This window comes from Enterobacter sp. BIDMC92 (assembly GCF_001030225.1).
GTDB classification, from domain to species: Bacteria; Pseudomonadota; Gammaproteobacteria; order Enterobacterales; family Enterobacteriaceae; genus Enterobacter; species Enterobacter sichuanensis.
In genome coordinates, this window is record NZ_KQ087598.1 from 2387829 (window position 1) to 2405597 (window position 17769).

Below are 17769 nucleotides of genomic sequence, written 5' to 3' on the forward strand. Positions count from 1 at the left end.
TTTATCGACGGCGGATGAAACATCATTAAGCAGAATTTAAACCGAATTAATCACCGCTAAATAATAATAAAAACGTGGCTGGACACTTTTATTCGGCGTTCTACACTTATCTTAAATCTTGTTTAATCGCTATTTTCTTTCGCTTTTGGGAAACTGTCTGCGCAGCAGAATGGGTCTGCATTTTCACGGAATCAGGAACGCCGGAACTATGGATTTTTATTTTTCCCGTTTTGAACATCGTCGTCCTCCGGAACCGTTAACAACACCTCGCTGGGTAATGATCACCTGGCAGGTGTTAGCGGTCGCGGCACTTATTCTGGGTGCCAATTATATTTACTGGCGCTGGACCGCCTCCCTGAATACTGACGCATTATGGTATGCCATTCCGCTGGTCCTCGCCGAAACCCTGGCGTGGATTGGCACCGTGCTGTTTACCATCAATTTGTGGAAAGAACAGGATCCTCCTCAGAGTCCGCCGCCCGGCGAAATTAACGAATGCCTGTCGCCAGAAGAGGCCGTAGAGCCCCGTCCCGTCAAGGTGGATCTGTTCATTGCCACCTACTCGGAAGACACCGAGCTGGTCAGGCTGTCCATTCGCGATGCTCTGAAGATGACTTACCCGTTCCCGATTGACTACCGCATCCACGTGCTTGATGACGGCCGCCGCCCGGAGATGAAAGCCGTCTGTGAAGAAGAAGGCGTTAACTATATCACTCGCCAGACCAACATCGGCTTTAAGGCCGGCAACCTTCGCAACGGCCTTGAGCAAACCGACGGCGATTTTATTGTTATCTGCGACGCCGACACCCGGGTATTTCCCACCCTGCTCAGCCATACGCTGGGCTATTTTCGCGATCCGGACGTGGCCTGGGTACAGACGCCGCAGTGGTTCTTCGATCTTCCGGAAGGAGAAAACCTGTCGCGCTGGGGCCAGCGAAAAGCCGGAAAAGTGGGCTACGGTCTGGGCTGGCTGATTCAAAAGTGTGTTGGCCCGATCACGATTGGCCGCGACCCGTTTTTTAACGATCCGCGCATGTTCTATGACGTGATCCTGCGGCGGCGCAACTGGGCGAACGCGGCTTTCTGCTGCGGCGCAGCGTCCATTCACCGTCGCGAGGCGGTCATGCAGGCCGCGCTGAGAAGCTATGTCTGGTCCGTCGAAGAGGAGATCCATCGTCATACGCGCGACATTCGCGATGAGGAGACCCGGGACGCACTGCAGAATGCAATGCGTCCGCACGTGGCGTTTGACACCGAGCTTACCCCCTACAAATTCCACGTCTCGGAAGATATTTACACCTCGGTGCTGCTGCACGGCGACGCCGCACGACGCTGGCGCTCGGTTATGCATCCGCGGGTTGAGTCGAAGATGCTCTCTCCGCAGGATATGCTCACCTGGATGATCCAGCGCTTTAAGTACGCCGCCGGCTCGCTGGATATTTTGTTTCATGACAACATCTTCAGCCGTCGCCGCTTCAGGCTTTCACTCCCCCAGACGCTGATGTATGCCACCACCTTCTGGTCTTACATGGCCTGCGTGTGGAACACGGTGTTTTTGATTTCACCCATTATCTATCTATTCACCGGCATTCCGCCGGTGTCCGCCTGGTCGACGCCGTTCTATCTCCACTTTCTCCCGTTTTTTATCTTCTCTGAACTGGCGTTTATGTTCGGCACCTGGGGGATCTCGGCCTGGGATGGCAGGGCCTCATACCTCTCCTTCTTTTCCATGAACCTGCGCGCGCTCAATACGGTGCTGCGGGGCGAACAGATCAAATTTCACGTCACGCCAAAAGAGCGGCAGACGGGCCGTTTTCTCTACCTGGTGAAGCCGCAGATTGCCATCGTGGTGCTGACCCTCGCAGGGCTTATCTGGGGCGGTATTCAGGTGGCGCGTGGACAGGTGGACGACCCCTCCGGCTACGTCATCAATATTTTCTGGGGAGGAGTGAACATCGCCGCCATGCTGCCGCTGATTTTCGCGGCCATGTGGACGCCCGCTGAAGAGGACGAGGTCACCCAATGAGGATACGTGACGCCCTGCTGCCCGCGCGCAGCTACCTCACCATTTTGCTCGGCTTCCTGATCGGCTTTGCCATTGTGGTCTGGGTGGAGAAACAGATGCCCACGCGCGTGGAAAGCAGCGGCGGCATCGCGCTCAGTAAAGACTTCCCGCCGCTGCCCACAAAACGGGCGCTGACCTATGACGAAGCCATCTGGGCGCGGGTCGCCTGGCAATACTACGTGAACAATACCCAGCCAAACGGCCTGGCGAATGCCAGCGACGGTGAACCCTGGCTGAGCCTCTGGAGCGTGGGAAGCTACCTGTTTGCGACCGCTGCCGCAGAGCAGCTCAATATCATTTCCGCCGATGAGTTTGATGAGAGGGTCAGCACCGCCGTGTTCACGCTGGGGCAACTGCCGCTCAATGACAAAGGTCTCCCCGCCGCCTATTACCATGCGGACACGCTCAAGATCCTTGGCAAACCTGACGCCTCCGCAATTGGTCTGAGCCGGCTGCTGTCGGCATTACAGACCCTGCTCTGGCGCTATCCCCAGCACGCGGCGGCCATCCGCGATTTGTTGAGCGTGTGGCGCACCGCGGCGCTGATTGAAAATAGCACCCAAAGCCAGGCGGCGGTGCCGCTCCACCACTGGACGCTGGCCGACGATGAACAGCGGGACACTTTTGGCTACCGTCTCTATGCCAGCCATACGCTGCGTCTGATAGACAGCGCGGCAGGCCTCGCGGTGACCAATCCCCCTGAAGGGCAAAAGATGATCGATCTGGATGGCGTAATGGTGCCCGATGAAGGGCTTCGCACGCCCTGGGGCAAGCAAACCTCGCTGATCAGTCTCCCCTATCTGTTAACCGGGCTTGAGCTGGGCTTTGATGCGCAGAGCGCTGAAATTGCGTGGCGGATTATGCAGATCCAGCAGCGGCGTCATGGCCTGCGCACGCCAAAACCCCCCGTCAGCACGGATTATGCCGAACCCGCGCCGGATTACGTTAACGATCTGCCGGACAGGCAGCCGGTACAGGCCCGCAACTTGCGCGACGAGGTGCCGGAGAAAGTGGCGATTACCTCCACCCGCACCGCGTTTGCCTGGTATGCCCTTTTCCGCAACAGCTGGAGCGAAGCGCTGCGCCAGCAGGTTCTGGCGCTTCAGGTGCCGGGTAAAGGCTGGCAGCGCGGGTTAAATCTCAACAACAGCGTCAATGACGTCGTGGACGCCGATACCAACGCCATTGTGCTGGAAAGTCTGTCTTACATCGCGCATGGCCAGATGCTCTGTCTGGCCTGCCTCTACACTTCCCCCTCAGCAGGAGCAACGCCATGAAGCCACGATCCCCGATCCTTTTCCACCTGCTCACGGGAATAACGATCTGCTGGCTGGCGCTATCGACCGTGCGTGCGGATACCGAGCTCCCTGCATCAGGTTACTCCCCGCGCAGCGGCGAGCTGACCGCCCGAGAGATGACCATCGCGAAAAACGCCTGGCAGTATTTCGTCACCAACTATCAGCCCACGACGGGTCTGGTGAATGCGGTCAACAAATATCCCTCCACCACCATGTGGGACAGCGCCTCCTATCTGGCCGCCCTTACGGCGGCGCGCGAGCTGGGGATCATTGATAAAGCGGAATTTGACCGCCGGATGCTGAAGTTTCTCGCCACGTTAAACACCCTGGTACTGTTTCGCAACGAGCTGCCCAACAAGGCCTATAACACCATCAGCGGCCAGAAGGTGGACTACACCAACAAGCCCGGCGAAATTGGCTTCTCGGCACTGGATATCGGGCGAATGCTGGTCTGGCTGAAAATCATCAAGGAGCGTTACCCGGAATACGGCAACAGCATTGATAACGTGGTGCTCGGCTGGGATTTCAGTCACGCGATCGACCCCTGCGGCACGCTGTACGGGGCCTATCTGGAGAACGGCCAGCCGAAGTACGTTCAGGAAGGTCGACTGGGCTATGAAGAGTACGGCGCGGCCGGTTTCCAGCTGTGGGGGTTCAATACCTGCAAAGCCAGCAGTCCGCAGCCTTACGAGCTGGCCGAAATCTACTGCGTGCTGGTCCCGTACGATACGCGCGACCCGCGCAACACGTCGCAGCATAACTACGTGGTGACAGAATCCTACCTGCTCTACGGGCTGGAGTTCGGCTTTGATAAACCGACCGACCGGGATAACGCCCCGCGCGACTACTCCCTGACGTGGATGAAAAACTTTGCTGACCGGGTTTATCAGGCTCAGGAGAACCGCTATACCATTACCGGCGTCCTGACCGCGCGCTCCGAGCACCAGCTCGATAAGGCGCCTTACTTCGTCTATGACACCGTCTTCAGCGACGGATACAACTGGAACACCATTACCGATAAGGGCCAGTTCGTCCCTAACGCTGCCGCGATTTCGCTGAAGGCGGCGCTGGGCATGTGGGTGCTGTGGAACTCCCCTTATACCGACCGCCTGCTGAACACCATTGAGAATGCCAACGAAGAGGGAAAAGGCTACTACGAAGGGCTGTATGAAAACGGTGACGGGCCGATCAAAGAGTTCACCGCGAACAATAACGGCATCATGCTGGAGGCCCTGTTGTTCAAAAAAGAGGGAAAACTGCTGGCCTTCAACACCGACAACCCGAAGAGCAAGGATTTTGCGCCGTCGCTGTGGGATCAAAAGCTGCTCGATCAGTTTGAAGAGAACAACGCGCTGCGCAGTCGCCCGTTCCTGACCAGCACACCGGCCGTAAAAAACTGGTGCGACCGGACCGGCGTCACGCAGCGTACCAAACCCGCCTGTCAGGCCTGTCAGTGCGCGTCATGCAGCGCGGACGAGCCCGTTAAACTGCCTCCGGTGACTGCGCAATGCTTAAAACCTTAGCCAGAGGGCTTGCGGGATTACTCCTTGCAGGCGCGATCGTCTTTGCGCTGTTTGCCCATCAGGGCGCAGGCTGGCGCTGGCTCATCAGTGGCGGCTGGCACTCCAGCGCGCGTATTGCCGCCCTGACGCCGGAAGAGCAGACGTGGGCGGCGATCGCCTGGCGCTATTTCGTCAATAATACCCAGCCGCAAACCGGGCTGGTCAACGGCAGCGACAAACAGCCCCGCGTCACGCTCTGGCAAATGGGCGATACGCTTATCGCCCTGCTGGCGGCCAAAGAGCTGGGGCTGATTGAGGAGGCCGAGTATGATGCTCGCCTGACGCGGCTGATGGGCACCCTCAACCGCATGATGCTGACCGAGGCCCGGACGCCCGGTCGACTCTATTCCAGCCAGACGGCGACGCCGATCGACTTTAGCGGCAAGCCCGTTAAAAATGGCTGGTCCGCGCGCGACATGGCGCGTCTGATGCTCGCCCTGCGCCTCACCGCAGAGCGGGAACCGCAGTACAGCGAATACCTCGATAAAATCATCCTGCGCTGGAATTTCTGTCCGGTCATCGACGGCGAAGGCGAACTGTGGTCATCTTCCCTGCAAAACGGCCAGCCGGTGGTGCGCGAGGAGCTGCGCCTGGGCGAGAGCGAATATGCCGCAACGGCGTTTCAGCTGTGGGGGTTTTCCCCGGAGAAAGCGTTTACGCCCCCGGCGCACCACGTCATCATCGCCCAGCGGCGTCTGGCCGTCGATGCCCGGGATCCGCGCACCACGTGGCAGCCCTCCCTGATCACCACCCTTCCCTATATGCTTCCGGGCCTGGAGTTTGGCTGGGAGCCCGAAGGCGTTGCGGCCGATCGGCAAAAGCACCTGCGCAAGCAGGCCGAAAACGTCTGGCTGAGCCAGAAGAGCCGCTGGGAGACCGATAAGATCCTGACGGCCAGGGCAGATTTCTCGCTCCCGCAGGCGCCCTGGCATATCCAGGATACGGTCTGGGGAAATGGCTATGCCTGGAACTCTGTCGGTGACGATGGCCGGGACTACACCCGTTTCGCACAGGTGTCGACCAAAGCGGTCTTTGCCCTGTGGGCCCTGTGGGACACCCCGTACACCGACGTGCTGATGTCGGTGACAAAGCATCTTAACGATCCGCAAAAAGGCTGGTACGAAGGCCGCCAGGAAGCCACGGGCGATACTAACGCTGCGCTCACCCTTTCCACCAATGCCACGGTGCTGGAAGCCCTGTTCTTTAAACACAACGCGGGCCCCCTGTTTGACGCCCGCCGGGCTAAAAAAGAGAGCTACTTTACGCGCCGTGTGGCAGATGACTATACGCCCGTCGGGCACTGTATACCGGGCGAAAATGCCGTAAGGAGGACGCCGTGAAATTTTACCGCGATCTGTTTGAATCCAGTCTTAACCGCGTCTTTCCGGATAATGATAAAACGGCGTTTTTTCAGACGTTCTATGACGCATTCGTCCATATGTCACCCGAGACGGAGCAGCATTTTTCTCGCCTGCCGGATAGCGAGGGTCAGCAGACTCTGTTTAAGAGTTTCTTCGCCATGCTTGCGGTAGACGGCGCGTTAATCGTGCCTGATTTTCTCGAGCGGCTGGCGCGGGAGCAAAGTGACGACGGTCTTCACCTCCCGCCGCGTTTTTTCGCCCTGTGGCGCGAAGCGATGTTGAACGCGGTGAGCCTGCGCGATCCGCAGTGCGACGATGAGATCCTGACGGCCTGGGCCATGGCGATCGCGCCCGGGCTGGAATACCTGCGCCGACAGGCAGAACTGCACTACCGCGCGTAGGAGGATCACGATGAGCGCATTCACGTACGATCTTAACGCGCTGCCGGCCGCCGTCATGATTTATGACCGCGAAGAACGCCTGCAGGCCTGGAATCACAACGTGGCCCTTTTTTATCCGGTCATTACCCCGTGGCTGAAGGTGGGTACAACGCTGGAGTCGCTGGCGGAACGCTTTATCGACGCCGTTTACAACGTAGATCCCGGCCTTCGCCTGACGCTGCGCGAGTCGATCGTGCGCAACTGTCGGCAGGATAAACACTGCGAAGTGCGGCAGGCAGGCCAGCGGCGGATCTTCGTCCAGCACCAGCGCCTTGCGGACGGTGGCATTGTCAGCCTGCACAGCGATGTCACGGAGCTGGATGAAGCACAGCGGGCACGTCATCAGCTGCATGACGATTTTCTGCTGACGGCGGAATCCATCCATATCGGGATCTGGGACTGGCAGGTTTCTGGCGACACGCTCCAGGTCAACGATACCCTGCTTGCCATGCTGGGCCAGTCGCGCACCCAGTGGCGATATCCGGTGCGTTTTTTGCTCAATCAGGTCCACGAGAACGATCGCGCTGCGCTGCGCAAGGCGCTGCACGCGTCGAAGCAGGATCATCGTCCGGTCTTTGAATGTGAAATTCGCGTGCATCACCCTACCGAAGGTCTGCGCTGGATGCTGCTCTCCGGCCAGGTGGTCACGCTCTCCATTGAGGGAAACGCCGAGCGCGTGATTGGCACGCTGCAGGATATTACGCGCCGTAAGGAGGCTGAAATTCAGGCGTTCGCCTCAGCCATTGAGGCACAAAAAGCCAATGAGGCAAAAAGCGCATTCCTGGCGAATATGAGTCATGAAATTCGCACCCCCATGAACGGCATTATTGGCATGACTCAACTGTGCCTGGATACAGCGCTCAGCGCCGATCAGCGCGATTACCTGACGCTGGTGATGAGTTCTGCCCAGTCTTTGCTGCATATCATCAACGACATTCTCGACTTTTCCCGGATTGAAGCCGGTAAAGTGGAGCTGGAGGCGGAGCCCGTCCCGGTCCGCCCCTTCATTCAGTCGCTTATTCGCCCCCACATGCCGGGGGCGAGCGAAAAAGGCATTGAGCTGCTGGTCGATATTGCGCCCGACGTTCCCGACGTGCTGCTTGTCGACGGCGCGCGGCTGCGCCAGATCCTGACCAATCTGCTGGGTAACGCGCTGAAGTTTACCCATCAGGGTGAAGTTATCCTGATTGTTGAGCCCGCGGATAACACGGATCGATGGCGTTTCCGGGTGTGCGACAGCGGCATTGGCATTCCGGCAGATAAGCAGAAAGCCATTTTTGAAGCCTTCAGCCAGGCGGATAACTCTACCACCCGCCGCTATGGCGGTACGGGGCTCGGGCTAACCATCTCTGCGCGACTGGTCGCGGCGATGGGCGGCGAATTAACGGTCTCCAGCGAGCCGGGGAAAGGCAGCGAATTTTCCTTCGTGCTACCGCTTGCGGCCCAGGCGCCTGGCCCGGAGGAACGCCGGCATAGCCATCGCTTTAACGGGGAACCCGTGCTGGTGGTTGATGATAACGCGACCAACCTGCGGCTATTGGCCGCCATGCTTAGCCAGATGGGGTTGAAACCCACCTGCGTTAATAATGCCAGCGAGGCCATCAACCGGGTTAAAACCGGAACGGCATGGCCCCTGATCCTGCTGGACGCGCAGATGCCGGATATGGACGGCGTGTCGCTGGCTCTCGAACTTTCGGTGCTGCCACAGGTTGCTGAGAGCCATATCATCATGCTGAGCTCCATGAGCCGACATTTTGATATCAATATGCTGAAGCGGATCGGTATCCAGAACTACCTGCATAAACCTATCGCCCAGAATGAATTGCATCAGGCGATTGCCGCGGCGTTTGAACGTACGCCAAGGAAGGTGAGTGAAAGCGCGCCCGCAGCCACCGTCGCGCCGGACACAGCCGGGCTCAGGGTCCTCCTTGCGGAAGATAATCTGGTCAACCAGAAGGTCGCCGCGCGCCTGCTTGAGCGGCTCGGGCACACCTGTCAGATCGTCGATAATGGCGTCGCACTGCTGGAACGCTGGCGCGCGGGCGTGTGGGACGTTTTGCTGATCGATCTTCAGATGCCAGAGATGGACGGTGAGACCGCCATTCGCCTGCTGCGTGAAGAAGAACGCGCCCGGCCCGGACCGGCTCAGCCCACCGTCGCCATGACGGCACACGCCATGCAGGGGGATAAAGAGCGCTGTCTTCAGATGGGTTTCGACGGCTACATTGCCAAACCCATCAGCCAGGAGCGTCTCGCTGAGGAGATTGCTCGCGTGCTCCCGCGCCACGATGACCCTTCTGCCTTCCCGGATGAAGCACGTCTGCTGAAGCAGTGTGCTGACGACCCTGCTCTGGTCCAGGAGCTGCTGGCCCTGTTTGGCGAAGGGCTGGAGGAGGCCATGAAGACCATCACCCTGGCTATCGACAGCGACGATCGTGAAGCGCTGCGCCGCGCCGCCCACAAGCTGCGAGGAGAAGCCGTCACGCTGGATTTCGGGCGACTCGCCCGTCAGCTGCAGGCGCTGGAGAGCGAGGCGCACACGCTGGAGGGGCAACAGCTTGCGGCGCTAAACCAGCAGCTTCAAAAGGAATCGCTGCGCCTGATGGCGTGGCTCAACGCGCGCGGGGTAAACGCATGATCGCTCGCAACTGCGCGCTGCTCATTGCCCTGTTGACCACCCATACGGTGGCGAACTCTGCGCCGGTCAGTTGGTCTCTGGCCGGAGAATGGCAGGTTCAGGACGCCAATAATAGCGCGCGTCCTGCCGCATCAGGCTGGCGCCCGCTTCAGGTCCCCGCCAACTGGTACAGCGCCGGGTACGATCACCAGGGCGCGCTGTGGTACAAGCACGCGTTTTCCCTGCCCGTGCAGCCGCCCGACGTAATGAGCACTCTGGTGTTTGACGGCGTCGACTACCTGGCCGAGGTCACCCTGAACGGCCAGCCGCTCGGCCAGCATGAGGGCTATTTTCAGCGCTTTTCGCTGGATGCCAGTCAAGCGTTACAACGTCACAACCGACTGGTGGTCAGGGTGGACAGCCCTTACGAAGATCCCAATAAGATCTGGCCGCTGCATAAAACGGTCATGAAGGGGATCCTTAACCAGCATGACACGCGTCCCGGCGGGGCCTGGTCGCCGCAAGGACAGGACGCCAACTCGGGCGGCATCTGGGCGCCGGTGAGGCTGCATCTTAGCCGAGGCGCTACCCTGGATGAGACCATCCTGCGGTCAGACTGGTCACAGGGGCTGATGCACCCCGCGCTGAAAGCAGACATTCGCTATCGCGCGCTCGGTCAGGGCCCGGCGACCGTGCGTCTCACCGCCACACCCGCCAACTTCAGCGGCAGGCCCTATCAGGCTGACTTTCCGGTTACCCTCGAAAGCGGCGCCCATTCCGTGCAGCTGACGCTGCCCATGCCGAAGGCAAAACTGTGGTGGCCCGTCGGTTCCGGAAAACCCCACCTGTATACCATTCGCGTGGCATTGCGGGATGAAAACGGCCTGATGGATACGGCGGTCACCCGCACCGGGCTGCGCAAGATCGTCGAGCAGCCCGACAATAAGGGCTGGCTCATTAACGACAAACGTCTTTTCATTAAGGGCAGTAATTACATCGGATCCCCCTGGCTCAGCACCATGACGCGAGAAAAATACCGTCGCGATCTTCGTCTGGTGGAAGCCATGAACGCCAACGCCATACGCGTGCACGGACACGTTGCCGGACGTGCGTTGTATGACGTGGCCGATGAGATGGGCATGATGATCTGGCAGGATGTTCCGCTGCAGTGGGGCTACAACAACAGTGCGGCTTTCACGGAAAATGCGGTTCGACAGACGCGGGAGATGATCGAACAGTTCGGTAATTCCCCCGCCATCATCGTCTGGGGCGGGCATAACGAACCGCCGTGGAACTCGCCGTGGATGGAAAAACGCTTCCCGGACTGGAATAAAGATCTGAATCGCGAGCTCACGCAAAAGGTGGCGGATACGCTTGCCGAAGATACCTCGCGCATCGTGCACCGCTTCTCCGCCGTTGAGGAGCATTACTGGGCGGGCTGGTACTTTGGTACCGTACGGAACCTGCTTGCTCCGGCCAAAACGGGGATCATCACCGAGTTCGGCGCGCAGGCGCTTCCCCGCTTGTCGACGCTAAAAACCATCATCCCGGCGGCGTCACTCTGGCCCAAAACGACCGCCGCTGACGATCCCGGCTGGACCGTCTGGAAATACCATAATTTTCAGCCCTTCCAGACCTTTAAGTTTGCCGGTATTTCGCGTGGGGACAACATTCAGGCGATGATCCGCAATACTCAGGCGTACCAGTCGCAGCTGGTGGCCACGGCGGCAGAGAGCTACCGTCGACAACGCTACCAGCCGGTGACGGCCCTGTTCCACTTCATGTTTGTAGAAACCTGGCCCTCCATCAACTGGGGCGTAGTGGACTACCTGCGTAAGCCTAAAGCCGGATTCTACGCCTTAAAACGCGCCTACCAGCCTGTTTTGCCGTCTATTGAACCCGTCACGGCGCAGTGGCAATCCGGCGCGGCGGCGACCGTGCGTCTGTGGGCCATCAACGACACCTGGAAACCGTGCCGCGAATGTCGTCTGAGCTGGCGCATCACCCAGCGCGACAAGCTGCTGGCAAAAGGCACGACGACGATGACGATCGCAGCAGACTCAGGAACGATGGTAAAAGCGGTCACTGCCACGCCCGTGGGCCAGGACGACGTGTCGATTCGGTTTAAGATTGAAAACAGCGCGGGAAAAATTGTCGGCGAAAATCAGCGCACGGAGTCCGTCATAAAGTGAGCGAGGGGAAAAGGAAAATTGCCGCTTCCCCTCCTTTCTTGTACCCTTTCAGCGTTTACCCCATTCCCCTGAAAATCGAGACATCCGGACGCCTATGACTGCACATATTTCCAAAGATCCTTTGCATGGCGTAACGCTGGAGATGATGGTCAACGCCCTGGTGGCGAAATATGGCTGGCACGAACTGGGCGACCGAATCAAAATTAACTGTTTCAGAAAAGACCCCAGCGTTAAATCGAGCCTGAAATTTCTGCGCCGTACCCCGTGGGCGCGCGCGGAGGTTGAAGCCCTGTATCTGGACTCTCTCAACGATGAGGGACACGCAGAACAGGAAGCGCCCGCCTTTAATCCCTGGGCCAACAGTCGGATTATCAAGAGCTAATACGCAAATGACGCGACACGTAAAACGGACTGGTGCGCTGGCTGCCTGCGCACTTTTACTTGTAAGTTGCTCCTCAAAACCGCCAAAGTCACTGGTTACCCCCCTTCCCACCGTCAGCAAACCGACGCAGCAGGCAAACGTGCCGATGCGCGGGATCTGGCTGGCGACCGTCTCGCGTCTCGACTGGCCCCCGGTGGCCTCGGTGAATGGCCGCAGCGCGGATCAGCGCATCGCGATGCAGAAACAAGCGCTAACCAGCAAGCTCGACAACCTTAAGCACCTCGGCATTAACACGGTGTTTTTCCAGGTGAAACCCGACAGCACGGCCCTCTGGTCATCAAAGATTTTGCCGTGGTCAGATACGCTAACGGGCAACATCGGTGAGTATCCGGGATACGATCCGCTGCAGTTTATGCTCGATGAAGCGCACAAGCGCGGCATGAAGGTCCATGCCTGGTTCAACCCGTACCGCGTATCGACCAACACCAAACCGTCCACCATCGCCGCCCTGAACCGGACGGCCTATCAGACCCCGTCCAGCGTCTATGTCCAGCATCCGGAGTGGGTGCGCATCTCGGGCGACCGCTTTGTGCTCGACCCGGGCATTCCGGAGGTGCGCGATTGGATCACCAAAGTGGTCACCGAAGTGGTGGCGAACTACCCGGTAGACGGCGTGCAGTTCGATGATTACTTCTATGCAGAATCGCCGGGATCCGCGCTCAATGATTCCCAGACCTGGCGGCAGTACGGCCAGGGATTTGCCTCCAAAGCCGACTGGCGAAGACACAACACGCAGCAGCTGATTGTCCAGGTCTCCCGGGCGATTAAACAGACAAAGCCCGACGTGGAGTTCGGCGTCAGCCCGGCGGGCGTGTGGCGCAACCGTTCGTTTGACCCGGCAGGCTCCGACACCCGCGGCGCCGCGGCCTATGATGAATCCTACGCCGATACGCGTCAGTGGGTTCAGCAGGGCCTGCTGGACTACATCGCCCCGCAGATTTACTGGCCCTTCTCGCGGGATGCCGCGCGCTACGACGTGCTGACCAGATGGTGGGCCGACGTGGTGAAGCCGACCCACACTCGCCTGTACATTGGCATTGCGTTCTACAAGGTGGGTGAGCCGTCAAAAAATGAGCCAGACTGGACGGTTCAGGGCGGCGTGCCGGAGTTGAAAAAACAGCTCGATCTCAACGATTCGCTGCCCAACGTTAACGGCACCATCCTGTTCCGGGAAGATTACCTCAACCGCCCGCAGACGCAGCAGGCGGTGAATTACCTGAAGGGACGCTGGGGTGGCTGAATGACAACCAGGCAGAAACGCCCTGTTTCTGCCTGGTTATTTACGGCTTCGGCCCGAACATCGCCTCAAGCTGCTGCACATCCGGCATACCGACCACCTGCTGCAGCTCATTTTCCGCATTCAGATAATAAATGGCTGGCGTGGCGTTAGCGCCCAGGCTGTCCATCAGCGCCTGGTGCTTCTGCAGTATCGCTACCGTTTCGCGGGAAGCCTCACCCTCTGGCTTCGGCAACTTTTTCCCACCGGAAAGCTCGTATTCGCGCCAGGCCGCCACCGGATCTTTCGCATTGAGGATCGCGGCGGCGTTACGTCCGCTGTTGGGGTTGAGGAACGCCACCAGCAGCGTGTTGAGCTGAACCTTGCCCGCCTTCACCCACGGCTGCGCCTCGGACCAGAACTGCTTGCAGTACGGACAGAACGGATCGGCAAAGACAAAGACCTTACGCGGGGCGCTATCCGCCCCTTCCTTCAGGGGATGTGCCGCGTTGAGGTTTTTCCACATCTCGCGCCCCATCGGGGCGTAGATCTCTTTCTGGAAGTAGCCTTCGCTAAGGTTCTTCCCCTTGTCGTCATAAAGATAACCTGAGATCACGTGCTTGCCGTCCGGCGTTAAAAACAGCGTGACGCCCATGTCCTGATACTGCCCCAGCCAGGCTGGCGCCCCGCCAGGTGCATCCAGCTTCTTGATGATTTTAATGTTCTGCTGCTCGCTGAAGTGCTTCACCACATCCGGTATGGCTTCAGCCGCCTGTACCAGCCCTGACGTCGCCAGCGCTGAAAGTAACAGTAATTTTTTCATTTCCCTCTCCGGTTTGTCGGGGGCATTCCGCCCCCTTCAGGTTAGCGGTTTTTCAGTGCGTCACTGACCATTTCATCGAACTGTTCAAACGGCACCCAGCCCGGAAGCAGCCCTTCGCCGATAAGGGTGGCGGGCGTGCCCTGGATCCCCATTTTTTCCGCGACGATCAGGCTGCGCTTGATTGTCAACAGGCTCTCGTCATCCGGCGTCGTCACGTTCACGCCCGCCCGCTTCTGCGCCTCCTGAATGCTGGCCTCATCGTGGTACCCCTTTTTCGCCATCAGGGTATGGTTGAGTTTCATAAACTGCTCAGGATGCGCACGCCAGACGGTTAACGCGTCTCGCGCGGCGGTGAGCGAACTTTCCGAGCGGAAAGGTAAAAACTTAAAGACTACCGCCACGTCCGGGTGTTTTTCGACAATATTCTCCAGGTACGGATCGAATTTTTTACAGTACGGGCAGTTGTAGTCGGTAAACACCACGAGGGTGAGCTTTGGGTTTTTCGCGCCGATGCGCGGGGAGTTCGGGTCGTTAAACAGAAAATCAGCGATCATCTGCTGTGCGCGCTGCTCCTGGTCCGGCGTCAGCGGCTGGGCCGCGAACACCTGAACCGGGGCCAGCAGGAGCAGAAGCGTAATAAGGAGTGTTTTCATCGTACAGTTAGCCTTTTGCGTTGTTCAGGGTGGTGACCAGGGTGCGCTTGTCCAGCAGCGGCGAGAGGATTTCGCCATCAGGCAGGCCGGGGCCATACACCGCGTTAAACGGGATGGCGTAGCGGTTTCGCTTCGCCAGAAACGCCGCGATGAGCGCGGACGGCTGGCTCCAGTCTCCGCGCAGGGCCACCACGTCCGGCTGGCGCAGTGCGGCAACGATCTCCGGCTGATTGAGCACCCGATGCTCGTTCACCTTACAGGTCACGCACCAGTCGGCGGAGATATCCACGAACACCCGTTTCCCCTGCGCCAGCGCCTGGGCGATGGCCTCTTCGCTGAGCGGCTGCCACGGTATGGCCTGCGCGGTATTTTGCGCCGACGCGTCAGGCGGCGCGTTAAGCAGCCCGCGCACCTGATACCCGCCGAACGCCGACAGCGCGACGACCACGAGCCAGAACAGCGGCGAGGCCGTTTGCCGCTTCATTGCGAACAGCGCCAGCGTGACGGCGACCAGCATCAGCAACACCACCTGAGTGACCCTGTCGCCCAGATGCAGGCTCAGCAGCGTCGCCAGCCAGAAGCTGGAGGCCAGCATCATCAGGCCGAGAACGACTTTCAGCGTGTTCATCCAGCGACCGGGTTTCGGCAGCAGCAAGGCCGTTTTCGGCACCAGGGCGACAAACAGCCACGGCAGGCTCATGCCCACGCCGAGCATCAGGAAGATGAGCCACAGGGCGTGCAGCGGCGCGCCAAGGGCAAAGGCGACCGCGGTACCCAGAAACGGCGCGGAGCATGGGGTCGCCAGCAGCGTGGCGAACACCCCTTCACAGAAGCTGCCGCCAATCCCCGTCCCTCCTGCCGTTGCCAGCCGCCCGGCGGCGGCAGAAGGCAGCAGCATTTCAAAGGCCCCAAACAGGTTCAGCGCAAACAGGAAGGTGACGGCGACCATCAGGCCGATAAACCACGGGTTCTGGAACTGAATGCCCCATCCCAGCGACGCGCCGGCCAGCTTCAGCGCGGTGACCATTGCGGCCAGCAGCATAAAGGAGGTCACGATCCCGGCGCTGGTGGCGAGAAAGCGCAGCCTGATCGTGCGGCCGTCCGAGCCCGCGTGCAGGATGCTGTTGAGCTTCATGCCCATTACCGGCAGTACACAGGGCATCAGGTTCAGGATCAGCCCGCCCAATAGCGCAAACAGCACCATTTTGCCGATCCCGTCCGCCACTGAAGTCTCCTCGGGCGTTGTCCCAACGGTCATGGTGGTTTGCTGGGCGCGATCGCCATTGGTCAGCACAAACGACAGCGCTTTGCCCTTCAGCGAGGCGGGCTTATCGCCCCATTCATCGGTGACGGGGACCGTTACCCGAAGAGTATTGCCGTCGTGTTTAATGACCGGCTCGCCGGGCAGAATGTCACCCTCCAGCGGGTCAAAGTAGATCCCCGGATTATCCCATTTCCCGTCCGTCGTCCCCGTCACCACCAGATTGCCGTCAGATAGCCAGGCCGACAAATCGGCGGAAACGCCGGAGGTGCCCGGCACGGCGCGCATCGCTTGCCCGAAGGCGCTGCGGAAGCCCTCATCCACCGGTTGGGTAAAATTGAGGTGCAGCGGGTAGTCCGTCAGCAGACAGACGTTGCTGCAGGTAGAGAGCGTGAGCGTCCCGTCGAGCGTGTCGCCCCTCACCCCGTCGAGCGTAATCGGAATAGTGACCTTATCGTGATAGCCCTGCGTGGTCATGCCGGAGATATCGAAGCGCGACGGGACCGGCCAGGACCAGCTGTCCGTTACGCCGTCCGGCCAGCTGATTTTCGGCGCCACGCCGCCCTCGCCCGGCGATCGCCAGTAGGTTTTCCAGCCGGGTTTTAGCTCAACGGTGAGCAGGCCCTTAATGTGCGTTTGTTCCCTCTCCGCCTGAAAGCGGATACGGGCGTGATCGTTTTGGGGGGAAACCAGCCAGCCGGTGTCCGCCGCATGGGCAATGCCGATGCAGGACAGCCACAGGAAGACGAATCCCCTGAAGAGGTTAACCATGTTTTACTCCGTGAACAGTGAAAAATTATCGTGCGGTGACGATGATTTTCACTCACGGAAAACGCAGTTTTTCAGGTGTATTCGGGGAGGCGGTGCCTGAACGGGCTGTTCGACGGGCGCAAACGCCCGCCCTTGCGTAACCAGCTGCAGCAGCGCGAAGAAGATAATAATGGCCGGTAGCGCACCGTCGAAGAACAGCGGCTGCGCGCAAAGCAGCGAGTGCGCGCCCAGCTGACAGGGCGACGGGCCGGGCTGTTCCGTATCGCTGTTTTGCGCCGGGGCGTCAGCTACCAGAGAAATTTGCGGATCCAGTCCCTGTAAAAAATGGTTGAGCATCACCGCACGCTGCACGAGGCAAAGCGCCATCGCCAGACAGGTGATAATCAAAAGCCATTTTCCGAGGAGCTGACGGTTGCGCATAACATTCCAGAGTAACAAGACGCCCCGATCATAAACGATAGTGATGAATCTACAAGTACCGGAAGTGTAAGGTTTTGTCTGTCGCCGCTATTCGCCCGTTAGCGCGTCATAGACGTCCCGCAGCCGGGTGCGCAGAAACAGTACCGCCTTATGCTTGCGGGATAACAGCGCCTGTTCGCTGGCGCCGGTCTCCTCTGCCAGCATTTTAATGCTGTAGCCGTGGAGCTCGGTCTTTTCAAACACCTCCCGCTGCGGCGGCGGCAGTTCAGACAGTGCCTGCCCCAGCTCTTCCCACAGCAGCGTTTTGAGGTACTCCTCCTCCGGCGTGTGCGGTACGCCAAACAGGGTTTCGGCCAGCTCGTCCTCAGGGAAACCCTCGTCGTCATCGCCCGTAAAATAGCCGGAGAGCGAGACCTCGCGCTTTTTACGCGCCCGGTCGGTCATCTCGTTACGCGCCGCGCGGAACAGCCAGGCGGCGACGTTTTCGACCGGCTGTTCCACTTTCATCAGCTGATACGTCACTTCCTGCAGAATGTCGTCGGCATCATCACGGACGGACGTCCGTCCGCGAATGAAGGCTCTCAGCCGGGCGCGGCAGGCATTGAGCGCCGACATCAGCATGGATCCGCCCGCCTCCCCGGCTTTCAT

At 59.4% G+C, this 17769-nt stretch carries 14 protein-coding genes; 9 read left to right on the top strand and 5 right to left on the bottom strand.

Features of this window, described 5'->3' with window-relative positions:
• Positions 1-208 precede the first annotated feature (208 nt).
• The 9 genes from SP99_RS11210 (at position 209) to SP99_RS11250 (ending at position 13217) form a co-directional block, all read left to right on the top strand.
• Positions 209-2026, top strand: coding sequence for a glycosyltransferase family 2 protein (locus SP99_RS11210; protein ID WP_045285746.1), 1818 nt, complete (start codon positions 209-211; stop codon positions 2024-2026).
• Positions 2023-3342, top strand: coding sequence for a DUF3131 domain-containing protein (locus tag SP99_RS11215; protein WP_047958628.1), 1320 nt, complete (start codon positions 2023-2025; stop codon positions 3340-3342). Before SP99_RS11210 ends, SP99_RS11215 begins: the two co-directional genes overlap by 4 nt.
• Positions 3339-4886, top strand: a complete 1548-nt coding sequence (locus SP99_RS11220; RefSeq protein ID WP_047958629.1) for a DUF3131 domain-containing protein — start codon at positions 3339-3341, stop codon at positions 4884-4886. Before SP99_RS11215 ends, SP99_RS11220 begins: the two co-directional genes overlap by 4 nt.
• Positions 4871-6265 carry a DUF3131 domain-containing protein gene (locus SP99_RS11225; protein WP_047958630.1) on the top strand — a complete coding sequence of 465 codons (1395 nt, stop codon included), beginning with the start codon at positions 4871-4873 and terminating at the stop codon, positions 6263-6265. Before SP99_RS11220 ends, SP99_RS11225 begins: the two co-directional genes overlap by 16 nt.
• On the top strand, positions 6262-6687 hold the full coding sequence (locus SP99_RS11230) for a globin family protein (protein WP_025756486.1): 426 nt from the start codon (positions 6262-6264) through the stop codon (positions 6685-6687). Before SP99_RS11225 ends, SP99_RS11230 begins: the two co-directional genes overlap by 4 nt.
• A gap of 10 nt (positions 6688-6697) precedes the next feature.
• Positions 6698-9364 (top strand): hybrid sensor histidine kinase/response regulator, encoded by a 2667-nt coding sequence (locus tag SP99_RS11235; protein ID WP_047958631.1) that lies wholly within the window; start codon positions 6698-6700, stop codon positions 9362-9364.
• Positions 9361-11535 (top strand): glycoside hydrolase family 2 protein, encoded by a 2175-nt coding sequence (locus SP99_RS11240; protein WP_047958632.1) that lies wholly within the window; start codon positions 9361-9363, stop codon positions 11533-11535. The genes SP99_RS11235 and SP99_RS11240 overlap by 4 nt, the downstream gene beginning before the upstream one ends.
• A 94-nt stretch (positions 11536-11629) precedes the next feature.
• Positions 11630-11917 carry a VF530 family protein gene (locus tag SP99_RS11245; protein WP_025756489.1) on the top strand — a complete coding sequence of 96 codons (288 nt, stop codon included), beginning with the start codon at positions 11630-11632 and terminating at the stop codon, positions 11915-11917.
• Positions 11918-11924: 7 nt separating this feature from the next.
• The gene (locus SP99_RS11250; protein ID WP_047958633.1) at positions 11925-13217 is read left to right on the top strand and encodes a glycoside hydrolase family 10-like protein; all 1293 of its coding nucleotides are present in this window, start codon (positions 11925-11927) and stop codon (positions 13215-13217) included.
• 40 nt (positions 13218-13257) lie between these two features.
• On the opposite strand, the gene dsbG is transcribed toward SP99_RS11250, so the two are convergent.
• The 5 genes from dsbG to SP99_RS11275 form a co-directional block, all read right to left on the bottom strand.
• A complete protein-coding gene (gene dsbG, locus SP99_RS11255; RefSeq protein ID WP_047958634.1) occupies positions 13258-14016 on the bottom strand; it encodes a thiol:disulfide interchange protein DsbG in 759 nt (252 codons plus the stop codon).
• A gap of 41 nt (positions 14017-14057) precedes the next feature.
• A complete protein-coding gene (locus SP99_RS11260; RefSeq protein ID WP_047958635.1) occupies positions 14058-14669 on the bottom strand; it encodes a DsbA family protein in 612 nt (203 codons plus the stop codon).
• A 7-nt stretch (positions 14670-14676) separates the two neighbouring features.
• Positions 14677-16701, bottom strand: coding sequence for a protein-disulfide reductase DsbD family protein (locus SP99_RS11265; RefSeq protein ID WP_047958636.1), 2025 nt, complete (start codon positions 16699-16701; stop codon positions 14677-14679).
• A 48-nt stretch (positions 16702-16749) separates the two neighbouring features.
• Positions 16750-17121, bottom strand: coding sequence for a hypothetical protein (locus tag SP99_RS11270; RefSeq protein WP_047958637.1), 372 nt, complete (start codon positions 17119-17121; stop codon positions 16750-16752).
• An 87-nt stretch (positions 17122-17208) separates the two neighbouring features.
• Positions 17209-17769, bottom strand: coding sequence for an RNA polymerase sigma factor (locus tag SP99_RS11275; RefSeq protein WP_082137933.1), 561 nt, complete (start codon positions 17767-17769; stop codon positions 17209-17211).